A 22,166-nucleotide genomic window follows, 5' to 3' on the forward strand; every position below is an offset into this window, starting at 1 on the left:
AGACAGATTATGTATAATGTAAACCATGAATATAGGTATATTAATATTAGCGGCAGGAAAAAGTGAGCGTTTTCAACGTGCTGGTGGTGAAGGAAGTAAATTAAATTATCGAATTGACCAACAAACAGTGTTCGAAAAAACGCTTGTAAATTCAATGAATAGTGAATTGCCTATTCATGTAGTCACTCGCGCTGATAATTTGGGTGTCATTAACAATTGTTTACATTTTAATATTCCATTTTCCGTATTAAATAGTCATGGACTAGGGGAATCGATTGCGTTAGGTGTAAAAAACACATCTAATTGGAGTGGCTGGTTAATTCAGTTGGGTGATATGCCCTATATTTCTCACGAAATATTTATTCGAGTTGCGAACGAATTAAAAAATTATTCATTAGTGCGACCTGTATATAAAAACATACCGGGGCACCCTGTCGGAATATCAGAAAAGTATCGACAAAATTTGCTTAATTTATCGGGAGATAATGGCGCAAAATCAATATTACGTCATCAATTGGTTTACGAAATGCAGATAAATGATGAGAATGTCATTAAAGATATTGATTATCTTCCAAATAAAAACTAAGAATAAAAATCAATAGGGACTGAATATGCTACGTGAAGATGTGTCCGTGATTTCTCAAGCAATAAAGTGGGCAATGGATGAACCAGTCTGGTTATGCACTGTGCTGAATACTTATGGTTCATCGCCGCGAAGCCCCGGCTCTTTATTGGTCGCTAAAGGGGATGGGATGTACGTGGGGTCTCTCTCTGGCGGTTGTATTGAAGAGGATTTTCTGCAACGAATTCAGCAAGGTCATTATTTAAAAGATAGCCAAGTTGTTCGCTATGGCCAAGGTGGTGTGGAAGCCAAAGTCAATTTACCTTGTGAAGGGAGTTTAGATGTTCTTATCGAATATTTACCCTGTAACCCATGTTCTGAACAATATCTCACACAAATCCAGACCGCACTGCTCGGTTATACGGCCATCGTCAAAAAATTGACGTTACCCCAGCGAAGTGAAATCACGACAGTGCCAAACTCACAACATCCCACGCATATTGAGCGCAATGGCGATGAGATCCAGTTTTATATCATGGCACCACCCAAACTGATTATTGCGGGTATCTCCAATGTCGGCGTTTACTGCGCTAATTTTGCAGTCACATTAGGTTTTGAAGTGATTCTTTGTGAGCATCGTGATGACGAATTATTACGCTTTGCTGGGCAAATTGCGGAACAAGTTGAGATTAAAAAAATATTCCCTGCCCGATTTTTAGAAGAGAATCCAAGCGCATCTAATACCGCTATTGTGTCTTTGACTCACGACCCTCGTATTGATGATTTAACATTAATGGAAGCAGTGAACACGTCTGCATTTTATATTGGTGCAATGGGCTCAACCCGAACCAGTGCCAAGCGCCGAGAGCGTTTATTAAACTCAGGGGGATTAACGCTTGAAATGCTAGACCAGATCCATGCGCCTATCGGTATTCCAATTGGCAGTAAAACACCACCAGAGATTGCGTTAGCGATTATGGCAGACATAGTGGCGCATAAGAATGGGCGGGGTTAAGCTAGTTTTGCCCATTTCGAATCGGGAAAATAAATAGTGGGAAATGTATGGCTATTTTAAAACATGGAAGGATTTATAATGCGCTCTAAACTCATTTATCAATGGAAGTACAAAAGGAGAGCCAGGCTCTCTTTCTTAGGCGCAGAGATCCTTTGGTCGGTAGTTTTAGGCATCATTCAGGCATTAGTCTATCAATGGTACTTGAGTGCTCATCCAGAGGATGCAAGTTTAGTTTTTCAAAGTAATTTTTATCATCAATTCTCTTTTAGCCAGTTTGGGTTAATGGAAGTTCTGTTTGCGATTATCCAAGTCTATATATTTACGCTGCTTCTTACACAACGAGTTAGGGATATGGGTATTAAATATCCATTTATAATTTCGCTTGTTTTTACATCAGCATCATTATTTTTAGCACCATTAAGTATGTTTAACTCATCGACTCTTTCAGTCGTATTTATGTTTATTTTGTTGATTGGGGCATTGATTGCTTTATTTGCACCATCAGCGCCAGAAACAAATGTGAATATAAAAAATGATGTGGTGAATTGAAAGATAGGGGAGATAATTGATGTGGGATGAAATGTAGATTAGATAAACAGCATAACGATCTTATGCTGTTTATCTTAGATAATACTTTTTACGATGAAAGTATTGGCTTATACGTTAAACAAGAAGTTCAACACATCGCCATCTTTAACGATGTAATCTTTACCTTCTGCACGCATTTTACCTGCTTCTTTCGCGCCTTGTTCACCACGGAATTTGATGAAATCTTCGAATGCGATAGTTTGTGCGCGGATAAAGCCTTTTTCGAAGTCAGTGTGGATTTTACCTGCTGCTTGTGGAGCCGTTGCACCAACAGGGATAGTCCATGCACGCACTTCTTTCACGCCAGCGGTGAAGTAAGTTTGCAGGTTTAATAATTCGTAACCTGCACGAATCACACGGTTCAGACCTGGCTCTTCAATGCCTAAATCAGCCATAAACTCATCGCGCTCTTCATCGTCCAACTCGGCGATATCAGATTCGATAGCGGCGCAAACAGGCACAACTACAGAACCTTCGGCTTTAGCGATTTCGTAGACTTTGTCCAAGTATGGGTTATTTTCAAAACCATCTTCATTGACGTTAGCAATGTACATGGTTGGCTTCAGGGTCAAGAAGCTTAAATAACGGATTGCGGCTTTATCTTCAGCGGTTAAATCTAATGAACGCAGCATGCCAGCTTGTTCTAAGTGTGGCAGGCATTTTTCTAGAGCTTCTAATTCCGCTTTTGCGTCTTTATCGCCGCCTTTTGCGCGTTTTTGTACGCGGTGGATAGCACGCTCACAAGTATCTAGGTCAGACAGCGCTAATTCAGTGTTGATCACTTCGATATCGGCTGCTGGGTCAACTTGGCCAGCAACGTGGATGATATTGTCATTTTCGAAACAACGAACGACGTGACCAATCGCTTCCGTTTCACGGATGTTAGTCAGGAATTGGTTACCAAGACCTTCACCTTTCGATGCGCCTTTTACCAGACCCGCGATATCAACGAATTCCATCGTGGTTGGCAGGATGCGCTGAGGCTTCACAATTTCAGCTAATTGATCAAGACGTGGGTCTGGCATTGGCACAACACCCGTGTTTGGTTCAATTGTACAGAAAGGGAAGTTGGCTGCTTCGATGCCGGCTTTGGTCAATGCATTAAACAGAGTGGATTTACCCACGTTAGGCAGACCAACGATACCGCATTTAAAACCCATATGTTTCTCACCTTAATAGCGGGGGCAGGCGAGTGCTGCCCCTAATGTTTAGAAAATTGGCGCTGATTATACACAAAAACTCGTGTTTGATGAAATCAACTCTTAGGCTGTGGCTTTAAAACCATGTAAGCGATTGATAGCTTTATCCATTCCATCTGATAACAGGATGTCCGTGCAGCGCACAGATTCATCAATCGCATCATCAATAAGCTTCTGTTCTGACAGCGGAGGCTTGCCTAAAACGAACCCAACAACTTTGTTTTTATCACCTGGATGCCCAATACCAATGCGTAAGCGGTAAAAGTTAGGGTTATTGGCAAATTTACTTTGAATATCTTTTAAGCCGTTATGTCCGCCGTTACTGCCACCGAGTTTCATTTTGGCAACACCCGGTGGTAAATCTAGCTCATCATGAGCCACTAAAATTTCATCCGGATTAATGCGATAAAAATTGGCCACTGCTGCGACGGATTTACCGCTCAAGTTCATAAACGTGGTTGGAACCAGCAAGCGAATATCATTGCCATTAAGATTGATGCGAGCTGTATAACCAAAAAATTTAGGCTCTTCCTTTAACGATTGGTTATGGCGTTGTGCCAGTAAATCAACATACCACGCACCAGCGTTATGGCGGGTTTGCGCATATTCAGCGCCCGGATTGGCTAATCCAACAATTAATTTTATTTTACTCACGGGGACTTTTTCACTGTCAATGTATAGAAATTGGTGACTAGTTTACCTCGTGTCGGGGTGGATGTACAAAATTGTCATTGATAAGGTTGTGCTAGTGATAATTAGTTTGTGAATTATTCGTCAATACCATCATCAGTTGTTAAATTGATTAAAAGCACTTTTTGAGTAGATATCCTTAAACTCTTCTATACATGTGAAGCTTATCGCAAATAATTTTACTTAAAGAGCTATACTCTTTACATAAATATAAAGTTTTATCGAACTTTTCTTTAATGCTTGCGTATCAGTTTACTGATATTGGAGGTAGATATGAAACGGAAAATGGTTACTCTCATTGGTAATGGCTTGATGGGTTTGGGTATGGTGGTGATGGGGGGAAGCATCGGTTTAAACCTGTTTTCTCATATTGTTGACTTAGGGTTGTCCGATGACATCATCAATGGCTCACTGTTTGGGATCTTTATCGGTGCGTTGGTTTGGTTAGTAGGCGCAAGAATGGGTGGTAAAGAGAAAGTGGAAGACCGTTACTGTTTGGTGAAACGTCAATTTCATTCCCGTAATGATAACCACCGTTACCCATAACGAGTTAGGCTGAAGTTCATTTGAAGTTTATCAATAGAGATGAACAGAAGCATATTATTGAAAATAGATAAAATCTAAATAAGAGTGAAATTCGATATCAATGATTTCACTCTTATTTTTTGTCTAAAACCACGATAAATGAAACCGTTCAAAAAAATAAAGCCCCTACGGTTGATGAACAACAGTAGGGGCGCTACTTATAAATTTTTGTATCGTGACCACAATGAATGTGGTGCGATAAAGCACATTTCCCGTCTCAATAATTTCATGAAAAACGACTGAAACTAGGATGTTAAAACGGGGTCATTAAGACCCCGCTTTAGAATTAGTGCTCGAACATCGCAGAAATTGACTCTTCATTGCTGATACGGCGAATCGCTTCGGCCAGCATGCCTGAAAGGGTCAGGGTGCGAACTTTGTTCAGCGCCTTGATTTCAGGAGAAAGAGGAATTGTGTCACAAACAATGACTTCATCAATCACAGAGTTTTTGATGTTGTCTACAGCATTACCTGAGAAGATTGGGTGAGTTGCATAAGCGAATACACGCTTAGCACCACGTTCTTTCAGTGCTTCAGCTGCTTTACACAGTGTGCCACCAGTATCAATCATATCGTCAACTAAGATACAGTCACGACCAGAAACGTCACCGATGATGTGCATAACTTGAGAAACGTTTGCGCGCGGGCGACGTTTGTCAATGATTGCCATATCAGTATCGTTCAGTAATTTCGCGATTGCTCTAGCACGAACGACGCCGCCGATGTCTGGAGAAACAACGATTGGGTTTTCTAAATCTTTCTGCAACATATCTTCCAGAAGGATTGGGCTACCAAATACGTTATCTACAGGAACATCAAAGAAGCCCTGGATCTGCTCTGCGTGTAAGTCAACAGTAAGAACACGGTCAACACCCACACTTGACAGAAAATCGGCAACAACTTTAGCGGTGATTGGTACACGGGCAGAACGTACGCGACGATCCTGTCTTGCATAACCGAAGTAAGGGATAACAGCGGTAATACGACCAGCAGATGCACGGCGCAGGGCATCGACCATAACAACAAGTTCCATCAGGTTGTCATTGGTTGGTGCGCAAGTTGACTGGATGATAAAAATATCACCACCGCGAACATTTTCATTAATTTGAACACTGACTTCGCCGTCGCTAAAACGACCAACAGCCGCGTCTCCAAGATTAGTGTAAAGGCGGTTAGCAACACGTTGTGCTAGTTCCGGTGTAGCGTTACCAGCAAAAAGCTTCATATCGGGCACGAGAAAAACCTCAGGCTTGCGTCCAGAGAGATATTGTTGACCAACAGCAATGATGGATAAGTCATCACTATCGGTGCAATACACGGGTTATCCCAGCGCGGAATTTGTGCACAGGAGAAACATTCGCTCCTTGAGCGACGAATCCTTGCACCCACGATGGGGATTTATTTAACACCTTCAGGGCATCCGCTTGGGTTTCAAATTCAGAAAACACACAAGCGCCTGTTCCTGTTAGGCGAGACGGAGCATATTCTAACAGCCAAGAAACGAGCTGTTCAACCTCACGAAAACGTTTTCTTGCGATCGGTTCACAGTCATTTGCATACGGAGCCAGTAATAATGCGGCTAAAGAGCGTTTTGGAGAATTTCTATTTAATTCTGGATCTGTGAAGATCATCGGGGTTGAGATTTCAATTCCGGGGTGTGCGACCAAATACCAACGCTCTTTTGGTTCTGCGGGTGTTAAAATTTCGCCAATGCCTTCGGCAAAGGCGGCATGACCGCGAACAAAAACGGGGACATCGGCACCGAGGTGTTTACCTAATTCAGCTAAGATCTCATCAGAAACGTGAGTTCCCCAATGCTCGTTAAGCGCAATCAGCGTTGTCGCCGCATTTGATGATCCGCCGCCAATTCCACCGCCCATTGGCAGCACTTTGTTGATGCGAATATCTGCACCTAACGCCCCTTGATGCTTGAGGGTTTCGCGACAATAGGTTTGCAAGCTTTTGGCGGCACGAATGATTAAGTTTTTTTCGACATCTACATCCGGCATCGGGGTGAGTAAATTAATTTGATCATCCGAACGAGTACTAAAGGTGATTTCATCACCATAATCTAAAAATTGAAACAGAGTCTGTAGCTCATGATAACCATCAGCTCGCTGCCCGGTAATGTACAAAAAAAGATTCAATTTTGCCGGTGATGGCCACGTTAACGTCATTTTTTCAGTGTCCAACTATCCATTTTTAACTTGATGATTTTATCCCCTTGCTTCAATTCCATGTGGTTCGGCAGCATCGGCGAGGTTTTGGTATCGTAAGAGAGATAATCCAATTTCCATGTTTCGCCATTGATTTTAAACGTCACGGATTTGAGCAGGTGGTTGCTATCGAGAGTATATTCAGTGGCACGCCCTGGAGAACCGACCAACCATGCGGTGAGATCATCGATCGGAATATCCATACCTGTTAACTGATAAATTAATTCACTTGGCACATCACTCATGTGAGTTTGCCCATCTTTCGTGGTTAATTTGGTTAAATCAGGTTCCACACTGAGTTCCAGTTCACGGGTGCCTAATGGGTTAGTCAGCAATAAACGGTATTTTTCGGGGGTATATTGTTGCCAGAAAAACTTCGCGTAAGTTTTGGTTTCTGTTCCGGTACCTTGACCGCCAATGTACACAAAGGAGCCGCGAGTTTGATAGTCACGCAGTTCAACCACTTGTGATTGGTGGGCTTTCCACTGCGCATCCGTTGAAGATGAAGTGCCTTTCGTAGTGTCTTGAGATGTGGTCACACAGGCAGTCAGCAGCAGGCAGGAAAGGGGCATTAATCGCCAAAAGTTTCTGGCTGGGCGCATAAACGACAGAGCTGAAGAAAGTTGCATATCGGTTCTCAAAAGGTAATTTTCAGGAATATTGCGCTAATCTGCAGTGGTTATCAATGAAAACATACTAAAAAATAGGGAATTTGCTTTCTGTGCCAAATAGCGGCATCCTTGATGCATCTTATTGATATTGATATCAGACAGTCCGATAATCAACGTAAATTTTGGTGTGCATCATCTTTCTGATTGTTGATGATAGGCTACCCGTAGAAACAGACGCGTTAATCATCTACAATATACGAATATAAATCGCAGTAATGAGCTAGGTCACTAGTATCATGCTGACAAATAAATTAGCAATGTGAGCAATGTGAGTAAGTCGTAAGCACAATGACCCTATTAGCCTTAGGCATTAATCATAAAACAGCACCAGTGGCTTTGCGTGAGCAAGTCGCTTTTGGTCCTGAAAAAATCGACCACGCACTTGAGGAGTTACTGAAACAGCCTCAAGTAAGTGGCGGCGTTGTGCTGTCTACCTGTAACCGAACCGAACTGTATCTTAGCCTTGAATCCCAAGAAAAAGCGCAGGAGCAGTTAACTAAATGGTTATGTGATTTTCACGGGATCACCGCCAAAGATCTACAACCTAGCCTTTATTGGCACCAAGATGCGCGCGCAGTTAGCCATCTTATGCGTGTGGCAAGTGGGCTAGATTCGTTGGTTCTTGGTGAGCCTCAAATTCTCGGTCAAGTGAAAAAGGCGTTTGCGCTTTCGCAAGATAATCATTCTCTATCTAGCGAATTAGAGCGCTTATTCCAAAAATCGTTTTCCGTGGCTAAACGTGTACGAACTGAAACTGATATCGGTGCGAATGCGGTCTCTGTCGCTTTTGCGGCTTGTACACTGGCGAGACAGATTTTCGAATCACTCAAACATTTGAATATTTTGTTAGTCGGTGCAGGGGAAACCATCGAATTAGTCGCTCGTCATTTGCGTGAGCATGGCGTGCAAAAAATGATGATAGCTAACCGAACGCTAGAACGTGCAGAACTTCTAGCCAAAGAAGTGAACGCGCAAGTTATCTCATTAGCCGATATCGATAATCGTTTAGCTGAAGCGGATATTGTGATTAGTTCAACGGCTAGCCCGCTGCCAATTATTGGTAAAGGGATGGTCGAGCGTGCGATGAAAGCACGCCGTAGTAAACCTATGTTATTGATTGATATCGCAGTTCCCCGTGATATCGAGCAGGATGTAGAAAAACTCAGAGATGTTTATCTCTATACTGTTGATGATTTGGAATCCATCATTGCCCAGAATTTGGCGCAACGTAAAGCTGCCGCGGTTGAAGCGGAATTTATTGTTGAGCAAGAAAGCGGTCATTTTATGGATTGGTTGCGCTCACAAGCCGGAGTCTCTACAATTCGCGAATACAGAGAACAGGCGGAAGCAATTCGGGCAAGTATGACCGAAAAAGCACTTGCAGCCATTGCCCAAGGTGCCAACCCTGAGCAAGTGATTATGCAGCTATCACAACAGTTAACCAACCGCCTGATCCACGCTCCGACTAAATCTTTGCAGCAAGCTGCGGGAAATGGGGATGTTGAGCGTCTAAATCTACTTAGGGACAGCTTAGGGCTGGACCATCAATAACCACTTTTTAATCATAGGTCTTAAATAACGAATGAAGCCTTCTATTGTCGCAAAACTAGAAGCATTACAAGAACGCTACGAAGAAATTGAAGCGCACCTTGCTGATGCGGGTGTGATTGCTGATCAAGACCGTTTTCGTGCTTTATCAAAAGAATATGCTCAGTTATCGGATGTCGCGAAGTGTTTTACTGCGTGGCGTACCGTTCAGGATGATATTGAAACAGCTCAAATGCTGTTAGATGATCCTGAAATGAAAGAGATGGCTCAAGAAGAGCTAAAAGAAGCCAAAGAGCGCAATGAAGAGCTAGAGCAACAATTGCAATTGTTGTTACTTCCAAAAGATCCTGATGATGAATATAACTGCTTTGTGGAAATTCGCGCGGGTGCGGGTGGCGATGAAGCGGCAATTTTTGCGGGTGATTTATTCCGTATGTACAGCCGTTACGCAGAAAGTAACCGCTGGCGCGTTGAGCTGATGAGCACCAGCGATGGTGAGCACGGCGGATACAAAGAAGTTATCGCAAAAATTTCGGGTGATAGCGTGTATGGTCGCTTGAAGTTTGAATCCGGCGGTCACCGCGTACAACGTGTTCCGGAGACGGAATCACAAGGTCGTATTCATACCTCCGCTTGTACTATCGCTATTTTGCCTGAATTGCCAGAAGCGGAATTACCGGAAATTAGCCCAGCGGACTTACGTATTGATACTTTCCGTTCATCGGGCGCGGGTGGTCAGCACGTTAACACCACCGACTCCGCAATTCGTATTACCCACTTACCAACGGGGATTGTGGTTGAATGTCAGGATGAACGTTCACAACACAAAAACAAAGCGAAAGCGATGTCTGTGTTGGGAGCGCGTATTCGCCAAGCTGAAATGGATAAACGCCATGCAGCGGAAGCCTCTGAACGCCGTAACTTATTAGGTTCCGGTGACCGTTCTGACCGTATTCGTACGTATAATTTCCCACAAGGTCGAGTCACTGATCACCGTATTAACCTCACGCTGTACCGTTTGGATGAAGTGATGGAAGGAAAACTGGATACACTCATTCAGCCTATCATCAACGAATACCAAGCTGATCAGCTTTCTGCTTTATCTGAGCAGGACTAATGCGTTATAGCGAATGGTTACAGCAGGCAGTCGTCAGACTGTCTGCCAGTGATAGCGCTAAACGAGATGCGCAGATCCTGTTGCAGCATACGACAGGGCGCAGTCGTACTTACATCCTCGCTTTCGATGAAACCGAACTAACTCCCCACGAACAGCAGCAATTAGAAGCGCTATTAGCCCGTCGTGAACAAGGAGAGCCGATTGCCTACATTGTGGGTGAACGCGAGTTCTGGTCACTGCCGCTGTATGTATCCCCCGCAACCTTGATCCCGCGTCCAGATACCGAATGCCTTGTTGAGCAAGCGTTAGCGCGCATTCCTCAAGACGCGTGTCGTATTTTGGATCTTGGCACAGGAACGGGGGCTATTGGGTTAGCCTTGGCGTCAGAGTTACCAAATAGTCGCATAACGGGCGTGGATTTTAACCCCGATGCGGTGGCGTTAGCGCAACGAAATCAACAACGTTTAGCCATTTCAAATATTCAGTTCTCACAAAGTGATTGGTTTACTTCACTCCCCAATGAACTATTTGATATGATTGTGAGTAATCCACCTTATATTGATGAGAGTGATATTCACTTGAGCCAAGGTGATGTGCGTTTTGAGCCTTCAACGGCATTGATTGCTGATGAGCAGGGCTTTTCAGATTTAGCACACATTATAGCCACATCAAAACAATACCTAAAACAACAAGGGTGGCTGCTGCTTGAGCATGGTTGGCAGCAAGGTTTAACAGTGCGAGAGCTGTTTAATGAAAATGGGTACACCAATGTCGAGACCTGTCTGGATTATGGTGGTAAAGAGCGAATTTCCCTTGGCCAATGGAATGGTTAAGCGGGCAATTGCAGTGGAATTGTAATGAAAACAATAGCAAATATTGAGTTTAATCAGCTACCGTTAAGTGAAGGCATTATGATGGTCTCTAACATCATTCGCGCCGATTTTCCCTTTATGCAGGTACAAACGCAATTAGATGATTTAGTCACTAAAGCGCGTGCAGCGATAGATTTGACGGCGGATAACCAGTCAAAGATAGAGCAGCTGATTGCACTGTTTTATAGTGAGTGGAAATTTGGTGCGGCGCACGGTGTTTACGCGCTATCTGATATGCTGTGGCTGGATAAGGTTTTAGCCTCTAAGCAAGGCACTCCGGTCTCTCTTGGCTCAATTTTCTTATTTATTGCTGAACAGCTCGATTTAGAGATTGAAGCTGCAATTTTCCCGACTCAATTACTCTTTGTCTCGACAAAACGCGATGGTTCTCAGTGGTTTATTAACCCTGTTAGCGGTGAAACCTTATCACAACACACACTAACTATGTGGCTAAAAGGAACCGTTGATCCATACTCCGAATTTATCTTTGATGAATTGGATGTGGCTGAACATAGCGTTATTGTTCGCAAAATTTTCGACACGTTAAAAGCGGCGCTGATGGAAGAGAAAAAAATGGAGATGGCATTAAAAGTCTGTGAGACATTGCTGATCCTCGATCCTGAAGACCCTTATGAAATTCGCGACCGAGGGCTTATTCTCGCGCATTTAGATTGTAACCATGTGGCGCTGAGTGACCTTAACTATTTTGTTGAGCATTGCCCAGAAGACCCTGTGTCGGAAATGATTAAAATTCAAATTTATTCGCTGGATAACCTTCCAGTTGTACTGCATTGATTAACGTATAGACAGTTTTTGTCTTCCTATAAAGGGTAAGAGTATGCAACAGAAAGTAGTCAGTATCGGTGATATTAAGGTCGCAAACGATCTGCCATTTGTTCTGTTTGGTGGCATGAACGTACTTGAATCTCGCGATATGGCGATGAAAGTGTGTGAGCATTATGTCACTGTGACACAAAAATTAGGCATTCCGTATGTATTTAAAGCCTCTTTTGATAAAGCTAACCGATCATCTATTCACTCTTATCGTGGACCGGGCTTGGAAGAGGGGCTGAAAATCTTCCAAGAAATCAAACAGACTTTTGGTGTGAAAATCATTACCGATGTTCATACTCCAGAGCAAGCTCAGCCAGCTGCTGAAGTGGTGGATGTTATCCAACTGCCAGCATTCTTAGCGCGTCAAACTGACTTAGTTGCGGCAATGGCGAAAACTGATGCGGTTATTAACATCAAAAAACCTCAGTTCATCAGCCCGGGACAAATCGGCAACATCGTTGAGAAATTTATCGAAGGTGGTAACGATAAAATTATCCTGTGCGACCGTGGCGCAAACTTTGGCTATGACAACCTAGTGGTTGATATGCTTGGTTTTAATGTCATGATGCAAGCCTCTAACGGCTGCCCAGTTATTTTTGACGTAACACACTCACTGCAATGCCGTGACCCATTTGGCGCTGCATCAGGTGGTCGTCGTGGACAAGTTGCTGAACTGGCAAGAGCGGGAATGGCGGTAGGGTTAGCAGGTCTGTTCCTTGAAGCTCACCCAGATCCAGATAACGCACGTTGTGATGGTCCTTCTGCATTACCATTAAATAAATTAGAGCCATTCTTACAACAAGTTAAAGCCATTGACGAAGTTGTAAAAAGCTTCCCTGCGTTGGACACCAACAGCTAATTATCGCTTCAAATGCAATTAAATGATGTTGTTTCCATGTTCGGCGCTGATCTCCAGCGCCGATATGGTGAAAAAATTCATAAAGTCACCTTACATGGTGGCTTTAGCTGCCCAAACCGTGATGGCACGTTGGGGCGAGGTGGCTGCACCTTTTGTAATGTGTCATCCTTCAGTGATGAAAAACAGTCTGAACAACCCATTACCCTTCAAATCCAGCAACAAATTTCCCGAATCTCTCGAGCCAATCGCTATTTGGCGTATTTCCAAGCCTATACCAGTACATACGACGAAGTGTATCGTTTAAAACAGCTGTATGAAGAAGCGCTGCAACAGGCCGATATGGTTGGCTTATGCGTAGGCACTCGCCCTGATTGTGTGCCTGACGCGGTGTTATCTTTACTGGCGGATTATCGCCAGCAAGGTTATGAGATTTGGCTAGAACTTGGCTTACAAACTGCTCACGACAAAACATTGCACCGTATTAATCGGGGTCATGATTTTGCTGCCTATCAAGCGACCACCCAAAAAGCCCGTGCGCTGGGACTCAAGGTTTGTACTCATTTGATTTGCGGCCTGCCAAATGAAAATGTGGCAATGAATATGCAGACGTTAGAGGCGGTTTTGGCGTGTGGTACAGACGGTATAAAACTGCATCCACTGCATATTGTTGAGGGCAGCATTATGGCAAAAAGTTGGCGAGTGGGTCGCATAGACACCCTATCTTTAGAAGAATATACCGCAACTGCGGGGGAGATGATCCGCCATACGCCAACGGATATTCTGTACCATCGTATCAGTGCCAGTGCGAGAAAACCGACTCTATTAGCCCCACAATGGTGTGAAAATCGTTGGGTAGGCATGAACAGTTTGTACCAGTATTTGCTTGCTAATGGTGGGCAAGGCTCTGCGTTATAGCGTCTCAAGAACCGTTTTAAAAATATCATTTATTCATACGAATTCACTTTTATAAATAATAATAAGGCACCTATGTACCCAATCCTCTCTGTTATTAAAAATACCAGCCGCCAATTTTGCTTAGGCGCGGTGGGTTTAATGTTCTCACTACATGCAATGGCGCAATACGATATTACGCCTGAAGATAAGAAAATATTTGAACAGACCAAAACAGCGGCTCAAAACAATGACGCTAAAGCGCAATATGAATTAGCTGGAATGTATTTGTCGGGAATTGGTGTATTACAAAACCAAAACAATGCCAAGTTATGGGCAGAGAAGTCAGCACAAGCAGGCAATGCAGATGCGTATTCATTATTGGCGGATATTACGTTAATTAGTGGGGACAGAACGTTTACTGAGGAATTTGTCAAAGCCCGTGAATATGCGACTAAAGCCGTTGCTGGTGGGAGTATTCGAGGGAAGATAAGTTTAGCAGAAACGTTGATTACACCTGAGTCAGGTGATGTTGATTACCCGCGCGCCATTACGCTACTTGAGGAGGTCAGTGCGTTAAATGATAAAGATTATTTTAATGCGCCTTTATGGTTAGGCATCATTTATTATGATGGTAATGGGGTGCCGCAAGATGAGAAAAAAGCCTTGGAATGGTTTGCGAAAGCCGATGCATTAACCTTCGCTGGCTTTGCAGAAGGTATGGCTTCATTTCAATTTAATGATGGTAACAATGGTGCAGTCAGAGATGACGAGCAGAAAGCGACAAAACTCCGTGCGATGGCTTGTGAATTAGGTAAAACCGAAGGTAATGAAATGTACTGCTACTGATTTTTAGCGTACATGATGGAATTAAAAATGCCGCCCTTGTTAAGTCAGTGCGGCATTTTTATTGTCAGCGTTAAGTTAATAACACGGTAGCACTGTTATGACTGAAGCTGCTTTTTATTTTCCTGGATCTGATGAACTTCTTCTAATGCACTTTTCAGTGAATTTTGGAAGCTCAGCACGCCATCAATCGGACGAACATTGGCACGCGCTAATGTTTTCAGTGGTTGGAATGGAATATCGCACACAATAATGTGGGTGTCTTTACGAACGATATCAATAAATTTATGGAAGGCTTCTAGCCCCCCTGCATCAAATACAGGTACGGCATCCCACTGCATCACAATTGTTTCATAACCGTGACTTTTTATCCGTAGTTCATCAAAAATACGCTCTGCGGCAGCAAAGAATAGAGGACCATTCACTCGCACAACCAGCAGGCTTTTATCTTCTTGAGTCTCTGGTAGTTGGGTTACTCGTGTCATATTGGCAATTCGGCGCATAAACAGCAGTGATGCGATAACAATTCCGACAGTGATAGCAATAACCATGTCAAATAGGACAGTCAATGACATACACAGCAGTAAAACAATAATGTCATCTTTTGGCGCGCGGCGGATCAACGTAAACACTTTGCCAGCGGCACTCATATTCCACGCCACAATCAGTAGCAGTGAGGACATAGCAGCGAGCGGTAAATAGGAGAGCAATGGTGCAAGAATAAGCAAGGTCAGCAATACTAAAATAGAGTGCACAATAGCCGATATAGGGGATGTTGCACCAGCGCGGACGTTTGCAGCAGAACGGGCAATCGCCGCGGTTGCGGTGATCCCTCCAAAGAATGGGGCGGCAATATTCCCTAATCCTTGACCAATAAGTTCACTATTGGAATGGTGTTTTTTCCCCGTCATGTTGTCGAGCACGACGGCACACAATAGGGATTCAATTGCACCAAGAACAGCCATTGACAAAGCGGCAGGCATCAATGCGGTGATCATCGACCAACTGATGGGAGCACTACCCGGTAACTCCCAAGGCAACATAAACTGCGGCAGAATAGGTGGAATACCGTTACCTTGAGTTCCATCCGGTAATAAATAGCTAAATTTAGAACCGATAGTTTCTACCTGAATATCAAACAGGGTTAGCACCCACATGATCAGGGTGCCGACAATAATTGCAGGCAAGTGTCCCGGTAGGCGAACTTTGAGTTTGGGCCAGAAAATCAGTACTAATAAAGTCGCAAGCCCAATCAAGGTGTCACTGTATTGTAGGGTTGGAAATGCTTTAGACAGCGCAATCACTTTATCGACATAGTTTTCAGGAACATGCTCCATCTGCAGACCAAAAAAATCTTTGATTTGCATGGTCGCAATCGTAATCGCAATCCCCGACGTGAAACCAAGTGTGACGGACACAGGAATATATTCGATAAACTTACCGAAGCGAGCAAAACCCATCGCCAGCAAAATAATCCCTGACATTAATGTCGCGACTAATAAGCCACTAAGCCCGTATTGTTGGGATACGGGGTATAAGATAACCACAAAGGCCGCAGTTGGACCAGAAACGCTGTAACGGGAACCACCCGAAATTGCAATGACAATCCCCGCAATGGCCGCGGTGTAAAGACCATATTGAGGCGGAACACCACTGGCTATAGCGAGTGCCATAGCCAGTGGAATTGCAATAATCCCAACGGTAATACCCGCAATTAAATCCTTCATAAAGCGGGCTGCGGTGTATTTCTCTTTCCAACAGGAATCAATCAATGCGCTAAAAGGGCGCAATCTATTAATATTTTTTGTACTCATTAAAAACCCTACCAAAATAACAGGGTGAAAAATAAACGAAATGAAGATATGAGGATACGCCTAACTGAATCAAAAAAATGTGTTATTTATCAATGAAACTACAATTATCATAACGTTTTCAGTATCAAAAGTAAAAAAGCGTTATTTACTCCGTTAAATATCATTAAACGTATTTAAAATAATTATTAACTATCGATTTGCTATTTTAAACAGCAAGTTAAAAGGTGTGATAATTAATTAATAGTCAATTTACCGTTTATTTAAATACCACCCAAAACAAACTAAAAAATAAGCGAAAATAATAACCATCCCCACAAGAGAACCACGCAATAACTGGCACGCTGAAATAATTTGCGAGTGCCTTCCCAGCGACTTTCCATGCTTCGGTTTTCCCTATTTGGATTCGCTGAGGATTGAGGAACTAGCAGCCCAAGGGCTTCATCGAAGGCTTGGGTATCTCCCTGACGATAAATCAGCGTGAAGAAATGGTGGTCGAGCCATAGGCGGAAAATAAAGTATTGGCTAGCAAAAAACAGCCCGACACTCACCGCGAGGCTAAAATGTGAGATTGAATCATGAAGCAGTAAAGCGAATTGACCCAACAACGCGAGGATGGCACCGACGGCAAAATAGCGCCAACTCGCGGTGAATACCACAATCACATCGCCACGGTTTTTATCCATCAGTGAACTCATTGGTGTGTTCTCCGTACATGAAATTGCTGATACCAGTGATGTAACTGTTCAACAGTCGCTGAATTTAAAATCACCTGAGGGCGAACTTGTTCCACATGAGCGATTGCCTCATCGATATTTTCCGCCATATTTTGATGCACCATCCAAGCCACTACAACCGTCGCACTACGGGAATAGCCTAACTTACAGTGAACATACACCGAACCACTTTGGGCGAGTCTATCCATGGTCATAACGGCTTTCTCAATATCCTCGGGGCTTAGAGGTAACAAATCAATCTGTGGCTGACTACAATAATTTTTACCTTGGCTGTAGTTATTGCGAGGCCACTCGCAAGTCATATCGAGAACGGCTTGAGTTTGCAGTGGATATAACGGGCGTCCTCCCAAAACTATTTTTTCGTTCACAATACTAGGTTGCTGGCAGCGCTTGGCATAGTAATGATAGGTACCCCAAGCGATCAGGCGATAAGGAAGTAAAACTAATGTGGCAGAAGGAGAAACCTGCCCAGAGGCTGTTTTCTGGAATATCGAAGCACCAGCACCTAAATAGCCTAGTGTGACGAAAGTTAAGGCGATTGCAGGCCATAGGAGCCACCATGTTGCACCTTGCACGAAAAAGGCGAGAGCATAGCAGGCGATAGCGCCCACTCCATAGTTTGTTGCTATTTTCAGGCTACGAGGGCTGCCGGTGTAGTGCCATTGCCAGCGAGTGTTAATGGGTAACAAGTAGCTGATGATGACACCAACGGCGAAGCCAGTGATCACATCGATAAAGTGATGCTGCCATGTGGTGAGAACGGAGAACAAAATAAGGATTGACCAACTGTGCAGTAACCAGCGCCATTGAGTTGGAGTATGTGCTCGGAAGCGTAACCATAGTAACCACAGTAAAATAATATGCAGTGAAGGGGCTTGGTTATAAGGTAAGTCAAACAGCTCTAAGCTATCGAACATCCAGCCGAATGCCCCATTGGTTTCAGGGCGAGGAAAGCTGAACTTAAGTGGAAAAAGTAAAAAGCCGGCACAGGCGATGAGGGAGGCTGCAACTAAACGCAAACCATGGATGCATTGCTCACGGCGGGTAACACAGACAAACAAGGAAAGCCCATAGAACAGGTCGATGCTCCAATAGGGGATGATGGTCCATGGCAAAAATGGAATGTGTGTTTCCCATCCGTATACATAAGAAGGCACATTAGGCAGTGTCGCGGTGTAATTATTGACTTGCCCATAGGTTAAAAAGAAAAAAGGGGCTAAAAATAGCAACCAAACTAACCCATAGAGCCAAATCTGGCGTCGTGATGTCGGGCGCGTATCTTGGGCTAAATGGAGCATGGGTTCGGTTCCTATCCTTATTAATCGCCTCTCGATGCACTGAAGGTACATCAATGAGTCATCTACAAGCCAAGTGAGCTATTTGCAGGCTCAATGAGAGCTGAGCAGATAAAAATACAGGTTATTGATGATACCAATAACCTGTTGGTTAAAAAGATAAATTATTAACGACGCCTTGCAAGGGAAACACTAAAAATGCCCCAGTTATCGATGGACTGCGTGATTTTTTCGAAGCCAGCTTCTTCGACTAAAGCATCCATTTCGCCTTGGCTGCGGCAGCGCATTACCCACGCTTGTCCACCTTGGTGACTTGGCAGTACTCGGGCGATCATTTCAACTTGTGGGTGCCACGGCTGGCAGGTATAGACGAGTAGACCACCAGATGGAATGGCACGAGAAAGCCCATCAAGGGAAGCGCGGATCAGCTCGTTGCTTGGGAAAAGCTCATATAGACCGCTGACAATCCCCAACGTCGGCGCAGGAGAAACTGCCGCGAGGTCGTCTGCATCAAATGCGTTACCTTCTTCAAAGCGAACTTTATCTTCCAAGTAACGCTCTTTGATATGTAAACGCCCTTGCTCAACGTTAATTGGGCTGTAGTCGCGCAGTAGAACGGAATCGACTTTTCCGTAGTCATTAATGGCATCAAAAATGTAGCGACCTTGACCCGCGGCAATATCCATAATGCGAACAGGCTTCCCGTTATTAGTCAGTTCACGAATAGCTTGGCGAATAATGTTTTCAATATTGACTTTACGCTGGCGGATCCCTTGCCAGCCAATACTGTTGAGGTACTGCCTATCGATAATACGGCCAAATAGACCGGAACCTTGCGCCTCGTTGCGATAGACATAATCGAGGGTAGAGCCGGAATCAAAACCCTTATCGTAGCCGATACGTACACCTTCAGATGCTTTGCCTAATGTGCTCATCGATTTGCTCATGATTTTATAAGCAAGGTTTTTCGGGCAGTATTTAGGTAGCGGTACACTCAATGAGCGGAATGCGTCGGCACTGGTGCTCCAGGTATCTTCGAACTGATAATCATGTTGATACAGAGGAAGTGCAAATAATTTATCAACAAATTGACGGATCATTTCGATAGGAATATGGCGTTCTTTTTCACCTAATGTGTCGTGATAAAAACCAGGAAGAATATGCTTCTCTTTAATTGAGGTATTTAGACGCTCATAAAATTGATGCTGTGGTTTATGGTGTACCACATGGTCACTACCAGAAATAAACAACTGAGTTGGCAAAGTGATGGCCGCGGCATCCGCTACCACACGGTCTGCGGTGGTATACAGTTCCAGTAAAATATTCACGGCAATTGGGCGCGTGATCAGTGGGTCATTGTTAAACGAGTGAATACGCTGCTCATCGTGGGTTAAAAACTTGGCTTTTACATAAGAATTCACGTAGAACAAACCGCGAATTTTTTGCATTAACCCTAAGCCTGTACGGGCAAATGGGACGTACAGTTTGACCTTAAATGCAGGGGAGGCTAGCACCATACCACGGATTTTAGGTGCATAGTCATGTACCCACGTAGAGACCAAAACGGCTCCGACACTTTGACCAATAACAATAATGTTTTCGAGAGGGATCTGATATTGCTCTGATACGTAATGGACAAATTCATCCACATCACGGATGGAAGTGCCTAGCGATGGGCTGTAGCCACGCGGACCCTCATTGCGACCGTGTCCACGAGCATCCCACGCAAACATAGCAAAATCAGGGAGGTTCAACTCATCCACTAAATGCGCAACACGACCAGAGTGCTCATGACCACGGTGAAATAGAATAATGGCTTTATCGGTGATTTGTTCAGTTGGCCAATAACGATAAAACAAATTGGTATGATCACTGGTGGTAAATTGAGATTCGACAACAGGACGCTGAGTCGAATAGTCAGTTTGAGCGTTCATAATTATTCCTTAATTATTTTCCGATACTGCACTTAATTCAGTCAGTGCGCGGCGAATACGGTTATAGCAGGTATAGGACAACAGCAAGGCAAAAATGACAAACAGGATATTGATCCAACTTGCGGTCATCAGTTGCGGAAAAATACAGACAAACAACCCGAGCGCGCCAAAAACAAAAGCACGGTCACTTTTACCTACGGGGCCATCATAACGGCGAGATGCCCCAATCGCTTGAGCTATGACGCCGATAAATTCAGTCAAAACGCTGAGGAATAGGATCAGTAAAATCCACCAAAATGCGTGCGGGAAAATCAGCACGAAAGGTAGGTATAAGGCAACATCGGAAATGACATCGCCTAACTCATTTAGCATTGCGCCAAGGTGACTTTTTTGGTTATGTTCACGTGCCAGCATGCCATCAATAGCATTGAGCGCCATACGAATAAAAAGGACAAACGGCAGCAGGATAAACAAATAAGGGCTAGGGAAAATGGCTAATAGAGCGCCAACGATAATGGATAACCCTAATGCTGCGAGGGTGACTTGGTTGGCTGTAATTCCCGCCTCAAAGAGCTGACGAACGATAGGGCGTAACAGATTCTGAAACTTCGGTTTCAGATCATAAATGGTCATTCACTCATCCTTAAAATATGCCGCATAGTGTGCAGTTTAGTGCTATATCAATACGCGATTATGTTTTAGCTGCAATAAGAGCTGTCCTAAGTTCACTGTTACAACTATTTATCGTGATAACTATTCACCGTGACAGCAATTTATCGTGACAGTGATTCATAGTGACAACAAAAAGAGACTCAACGGTTACTTTCTAAAAGAACAACTGAGAATTTAGAGGGAATGGATAGAAAAAAGTTCGTGTGTTTCAAAAAAGAAAAGACGCGCAGCCTTTAAAGAAAATGCGCGTTTTCTGAGGATTAAATAGAATAAGCTACATCCAATTCATGAGAGGCTTTATTATTGCACTTATGATTAAGAGTAGAACGCATGCGTTTAAATTGGCTTGGGGTCATATTAGTGAGTTCTTTAAATTTACGGCAGAATGCGCTGTGGTCGGCGTAGGCACATTTAATGGAAATATCCGTAATCGAATAGTCTTCTTCTAATAATTCAATCGCGTGTTCAAGGCGTTTCTTTTGAATATATTGTTGGGGAGTAATATGAAATACCGTTTTAAATTGACGATTGAGTTGTGATAATGACAACCCTGAAATCTCAGCCAGAGTCGTTATTTTAATGGCAGTATCAAAATGCTGACTAATATAGTGTTCAACGCGTCCCAATTGACCATTTAATTTTGGACTCACTGATTTTTCATCCTGCAAATCTACCGAAATTCCCGCAACACCGATAACCTGATTTTTAGTATCAAAAATCGGCACCTTGGTTGTTAAACACCAGCCTAATAACCCTGCCTTATAGAGATGTAATTCTAGTTTATTGATAACACTGATTTTTTTCTGCATAACCAAATAATCTTGAGAACTATAACTCTGACCTAAATCTGCATGAAAGATATCTTCTGCAGTTTTTCCTATTACACCATTTGGTTGGTCAACTTTACACCGTTTAGCCAAGTTTTCATTGGCAAGCAAGTATTTGGCATTACGGTCTTTGACGAAGAAAGTCACATTAGGAAGCGTATTAATCAGTGGCATCACCAACCCAAGATGATTTAACAAATTATTAATATTATCTACGGGAAAGAGCATGTTTTCCTGACTAATCGACAACAGTTTATTTAAATCAATCATATTGCGCTCCAATGCATTCAACTAATTTTAATAGTTATCTGAAATGTTTTTAAATTGTGCAGAAATACGCATGGGTTGATTCGAAAGATATCAAGAGTTGTTTACATAAATCAAGCATTCTATTAAC

22 protein-coding genes are annotated in these 22,166 nt (G+C 43.4%); 11 read left to right on the top strand and 11 right to left on the bottom strand.

What is annotated here, in order from left to right; all coding sequences use genetic code 11:
* Positions 1 to 25 precede the first annotated feature (25 nt).
* From JK188_RS04415 to JK188_RS04425, 3 genes are all read left to right on the top strand, one after another.
* Positions 26 to 586 carry a nucleotidyltransferase family protein gene (locus tag JK188_RS04415; RefSeq protein ID WP_036954684.1) on the top strand — a complete coding sequence of 187 codons (561 nt, stop codon included), beginning with the start codon at positions 26 to 28 and terminating at the stop codon, positions 584 to 586.
* A gap of 25 nt (positions 587 to 611) precedes the next feature.
* Complete coding sequence (locus JK188_RS04420; RefSeq protein WP_211885417.1) at positions 612 to 1,577, top strand: XdhC family protein; 966 nt, start codon at positions 612 to 614, stop codon at positions 1,575 to 1,577.
* A gap of 78 nt (positions 1,578 to 1,655) precedes the next feature.
* Positions 1,656 to 2,126 (top strand): hypothetical protein, encoded by a 471-nt coding sequence (locus JK188_RS04425; protein ID WP_249215385.1) that lies wholly within the window; start codon positions 1,656 to 1,658, stop codon positions 2,124 to 2,126.
* Between the two features lie 107 nt (positions 2,127 to 2,233).
* On the opposite strand, the gene ychF is transcribed toward JK188_RS04425, so the two are convergent.
* Both ychF and pth read right to left on the bottom strand, forming a co-directional pair.
* Positions 2,234 to 3,325: a redox-regulated ATPase YchF gene (gene ychF, locus JK188_RS04430; RefSeq protein ID WP_036954672.1), complete on the bottom strand. Its 1,092-nt coding sequence runs from the start codon at positions 3,323 to 3,325 to the stop codon at positions 2,234 to 2,236.
* A 102-nt stretch (positions 3,326 to 3,427) separates the two neighbouring features.
* The gene (gene pth / locus JK188_RS04435; protein WP_036954667.1) at positions 3,428 to 4,018 is read right to left on the bottom strand and encodes an aminoacyl-tRNA hydrolase; all 591 of its coding nucleotides are present in this window, start codon (positions 4,016 to 4,018) and stop codon (positions 3,428 to 3,430) included.
* A gap of 309 nt (positions 4,019 to 4,327) precedes the next feature.
* Between pth and JK188_RS04440 the strand changes: the two genes are divergently transcribed.
* Positions 4,328 to 4,600 (top strand): DUF2583 family protein, encoded by a 273-nt coding sequence (locus JK188_RS04440; protein WP_154638228.1) that lies wholly within the window; start codon positions 4,328 to 4,330, stop codon positions 4,598 to 4,600.
* A gap of 325 nt (positions 4,601 to 4,925) precedes the next feature.
* Here JK188_RS04440 and prs read toward each other — a convergent pair whose 3' ends face one another.
* From prs to lolB, 3 genes are all read right to left on the bottom strand, one after another.
* Complete coding sequence (gene prs, locus JK188_RS04445) at positions 4,926 to 5,873, bottom strand: ribose-phosphate diphosphokinase (RefSeq protein WP_006661866.1); 948 nt, start codon at positions 5,871 to 5,873, stop codon at positions 4,926 to 4,928.
* A gap of 67 nt (positions 5,874 to 5,940) precedes the next feature.
* A complete protein-coding gene (ispE, locus tag JK188_RS04450) occupies positions 5,941 to 6,816 on the bottom strand; it encodes a 4-(cytidine 5'-diphospho)-2-C-methyl-D-erythritol kinase (RefSeq protein ID WP_211885420.1) in 876 nt (291 codons plus the stop codon).
* The gene (gene lolB / locus JK188_RS04455) at positions 6,813 to 7,457 is read right to left on the bottom strand and encodes a lipoprotein insertase outer membrane protein LolB (protein WP_187129832.1); all 645 of its coding nucleotides are present in this window, start codon (positions 7,455 to 7,457) and stop codon (positions 6,813 to 6,815) included. Before lolB ends, ispE begins: the two co-directional genes overlap by 4 nt.
* Positions 7,458 to 7,814: 357 nt before the next feature.
* Here lolB and hemA point away from each other — a divergent pair, with 357 nt between their 5' ends.
* The 7 genes from hemA (at position 7,815) to JK188_RS04490 (ending at position 14,496) form a co-directional block, all read left to right on the top strand.
* Positions 7,815 to 9,077 carry a glutamyl-tRNA reductase gene (gene hemA / locus JK188_RS04460; protein ID WP_036954652.1) on the top strand — a complete coding sequence of 421 codons (1,263 nt, stop codon included), beginning with the start codon at positions 7,815 to 7,817 and terminating at the stop codon, positions 9,075 to 9,077.
* A gap of 31 nt (positions 9,078 to 9,108) precedes the next feature.
* Positions 9,109 to 10,191, top strand: a complete 1,083-nt coding sequence (gene prfA / locus JK188_RS04465; protein WP_211885422.1) for a peptide chain release factor 1 — start codon at positions 9,109 to 9,111, stop codon at positions 10,189 to 10,191.
* Entirely contained in the window at positions 10,191 to 11,024 is an 834-nt protein-coding gene (prmC, locus tag JK188_RS04470) for a peptide chain release factor N(5)-glutamine methyltransferase (protein WP_211885425.1), read from the top strand. The genes prfA and prmC overlap by 1 nt, the downstream gene beginning before the upstream one ends.
* Before the next feature lie 24 nt (positions 11,025 to 11,048).
* The gene (locus tag JK188_RS04475; RefSeq protein WP_036954641.1) at positions 11,049 to 11,858 is read left to right on the top strand and encodes a transglutaminase family protein; all 810 of its coding nucleotides are present in this window, start codon (positions 11,049 to 11,051) and stop codon (positions 11,856 to 11,858) included.
* Positions 11,859 to 11,901: 43 nt separating this feature from the next.
* Positions 11,902 to 12,756 carry a 3-deoxy-8-phosphooctulonate synthase gene (kdsA, locus tag JK188_RS04480; protein WP_036954638.1) on the top strand — a complete coding sequence of 285 codons (855 nt, stop codon included), beginning with the start codon at positions 11,902 to 11,904 and terminating at the stop codon, positions 12,754 to 12,756.
* Positions 12,757 to 12,768: 12 nt separating this feature from the next.
* The gene (locus JK188_RS04485; RefSeq protein ID WP_211885426.1) at positions 12,769 to 13,671 is read left to right on the top strand and encodes a TIGR01212 family radical SAM protein; all 903 of its coding nucleotides are present in this window, start codon (positions 12,769 to 12,771) and stop codon (positions 13,669 to 13,671) included.
* A 72-nt stretch (positions 13,672 to 13,743) separates the two neighbouring features.
* Positions 13,744 to 14,496 (top strand): tetratricopeptide repeat protein, encoded by a 753-nt coding sequence (locus JK188_RS04490; protein ID WP_108478209.1) that lies wholly within the window; start codon positions 13,744 to 13,746, stop codon positions 14,494 to 14,496.
* 95 nt (positions 14,497 to 14,591) lie between these two features.
* On the opposite strand, the gene dauA is transcribed toward JK188_RS04490, so the two are convergent.
* The 6 genes from dauA to JK188_RS04520 form a co-directional block, all read right to left on the bottom strand.
* The gene (gene dauA, locus JK188_RS04495) at positions 14,592 to 16,307 is read right to left on the bottom strand and encodes a C4-dicarboxylic acid transporter DauA (protein WP_211885428.1); all 1,716 of its coding nucleotides are present in this window, start codon (positions 16,305 to 16,307) and stop codon (positions 14,592 to 14,594) included.
* Between the two features lie 281 nt (positions 16,308 to 16,588).
* The gene (locus JK188_RS17970; RefSeq protein WP_187129040.1) at positions 16,589 to 17,002 is read right to left on the bottom strand and encodes a hypothetical protein; all 414 of its coding nucleotides are present in this window, start codon (positions 17,000 to 17,002) and stop codon (positions 16,589 to 16,591) included.
* Complete coding sequence (locus JK188_RS04505; RefSeq protein WP_211885429.1) at positions 16,999 to 18,339, bottom strand: phosphatase PAP2/dual specificity phosphatase family protein; 1,341 nt, start codon at positions 18,337 to 18,339, stop codon at positions 16,999 to 17,001. Before JK188_RS04505 ends, JK188_RS17970 begins: the two co-directional genes overlap by 4 nt.
* Positions 18,340 to 18,503: 164 nt before the next feature.
* Positions 18,504 to 20,270 carry a bifunctional alpha/beta hydrolase/class I SAM-dependent methyltransferase gene (locus JK188_RS04510; RefSeq protein ID WP_211885430.1) on the bottom strand — a complete coding sequence of 589 codons (1,767 nt, stop codon included), beginning with the start codon at positions 20,268 to 20,270 and terminating at the stop codon, positions 18,504 to 18,506.
* A 9-nt stretch (positions 20,271 to 20,279) separates the two neighbouring features.
* Positions 20,280 to 20,903 carry a CDP-alcohol phosphatidyltransferase family protein gene (locus JK188_RS04515; RefSeq protein WP_036954608.1) on the bottom strand — a complete coding sequence of 208 codons (624 nt, stop codon included), beginning with the start codon at positions 20,901 to 20,903 and terminating at the stop codon, positions 20,280 to 20,282.
* Between the two features lie 299 nt (positions 20,904 to 21,202).
* A complete protein-coding gene (locus JK188_RS04520; RefSeq protein WP_211885436.1) occupies positions 21,203 to 22,039 on the bottom strand; it encodes an AraC family transcriptional regulator in 837 nt (278 codons plus the stop codon).
* Positions 22,040 to 22,166: the final 127 nt, after the last annotated feature.

It is taken from the genome of Providencia sp. JGM181, from assembly GCF_018257375.1.
Taxonomy (GTDB): domain Bacteria; phylum Pseudomonadota; class Gammaproteobacteria; order Enterobacterales; family Enterobacteriaceae; genus Providencia; species Providencia lanzhouensis.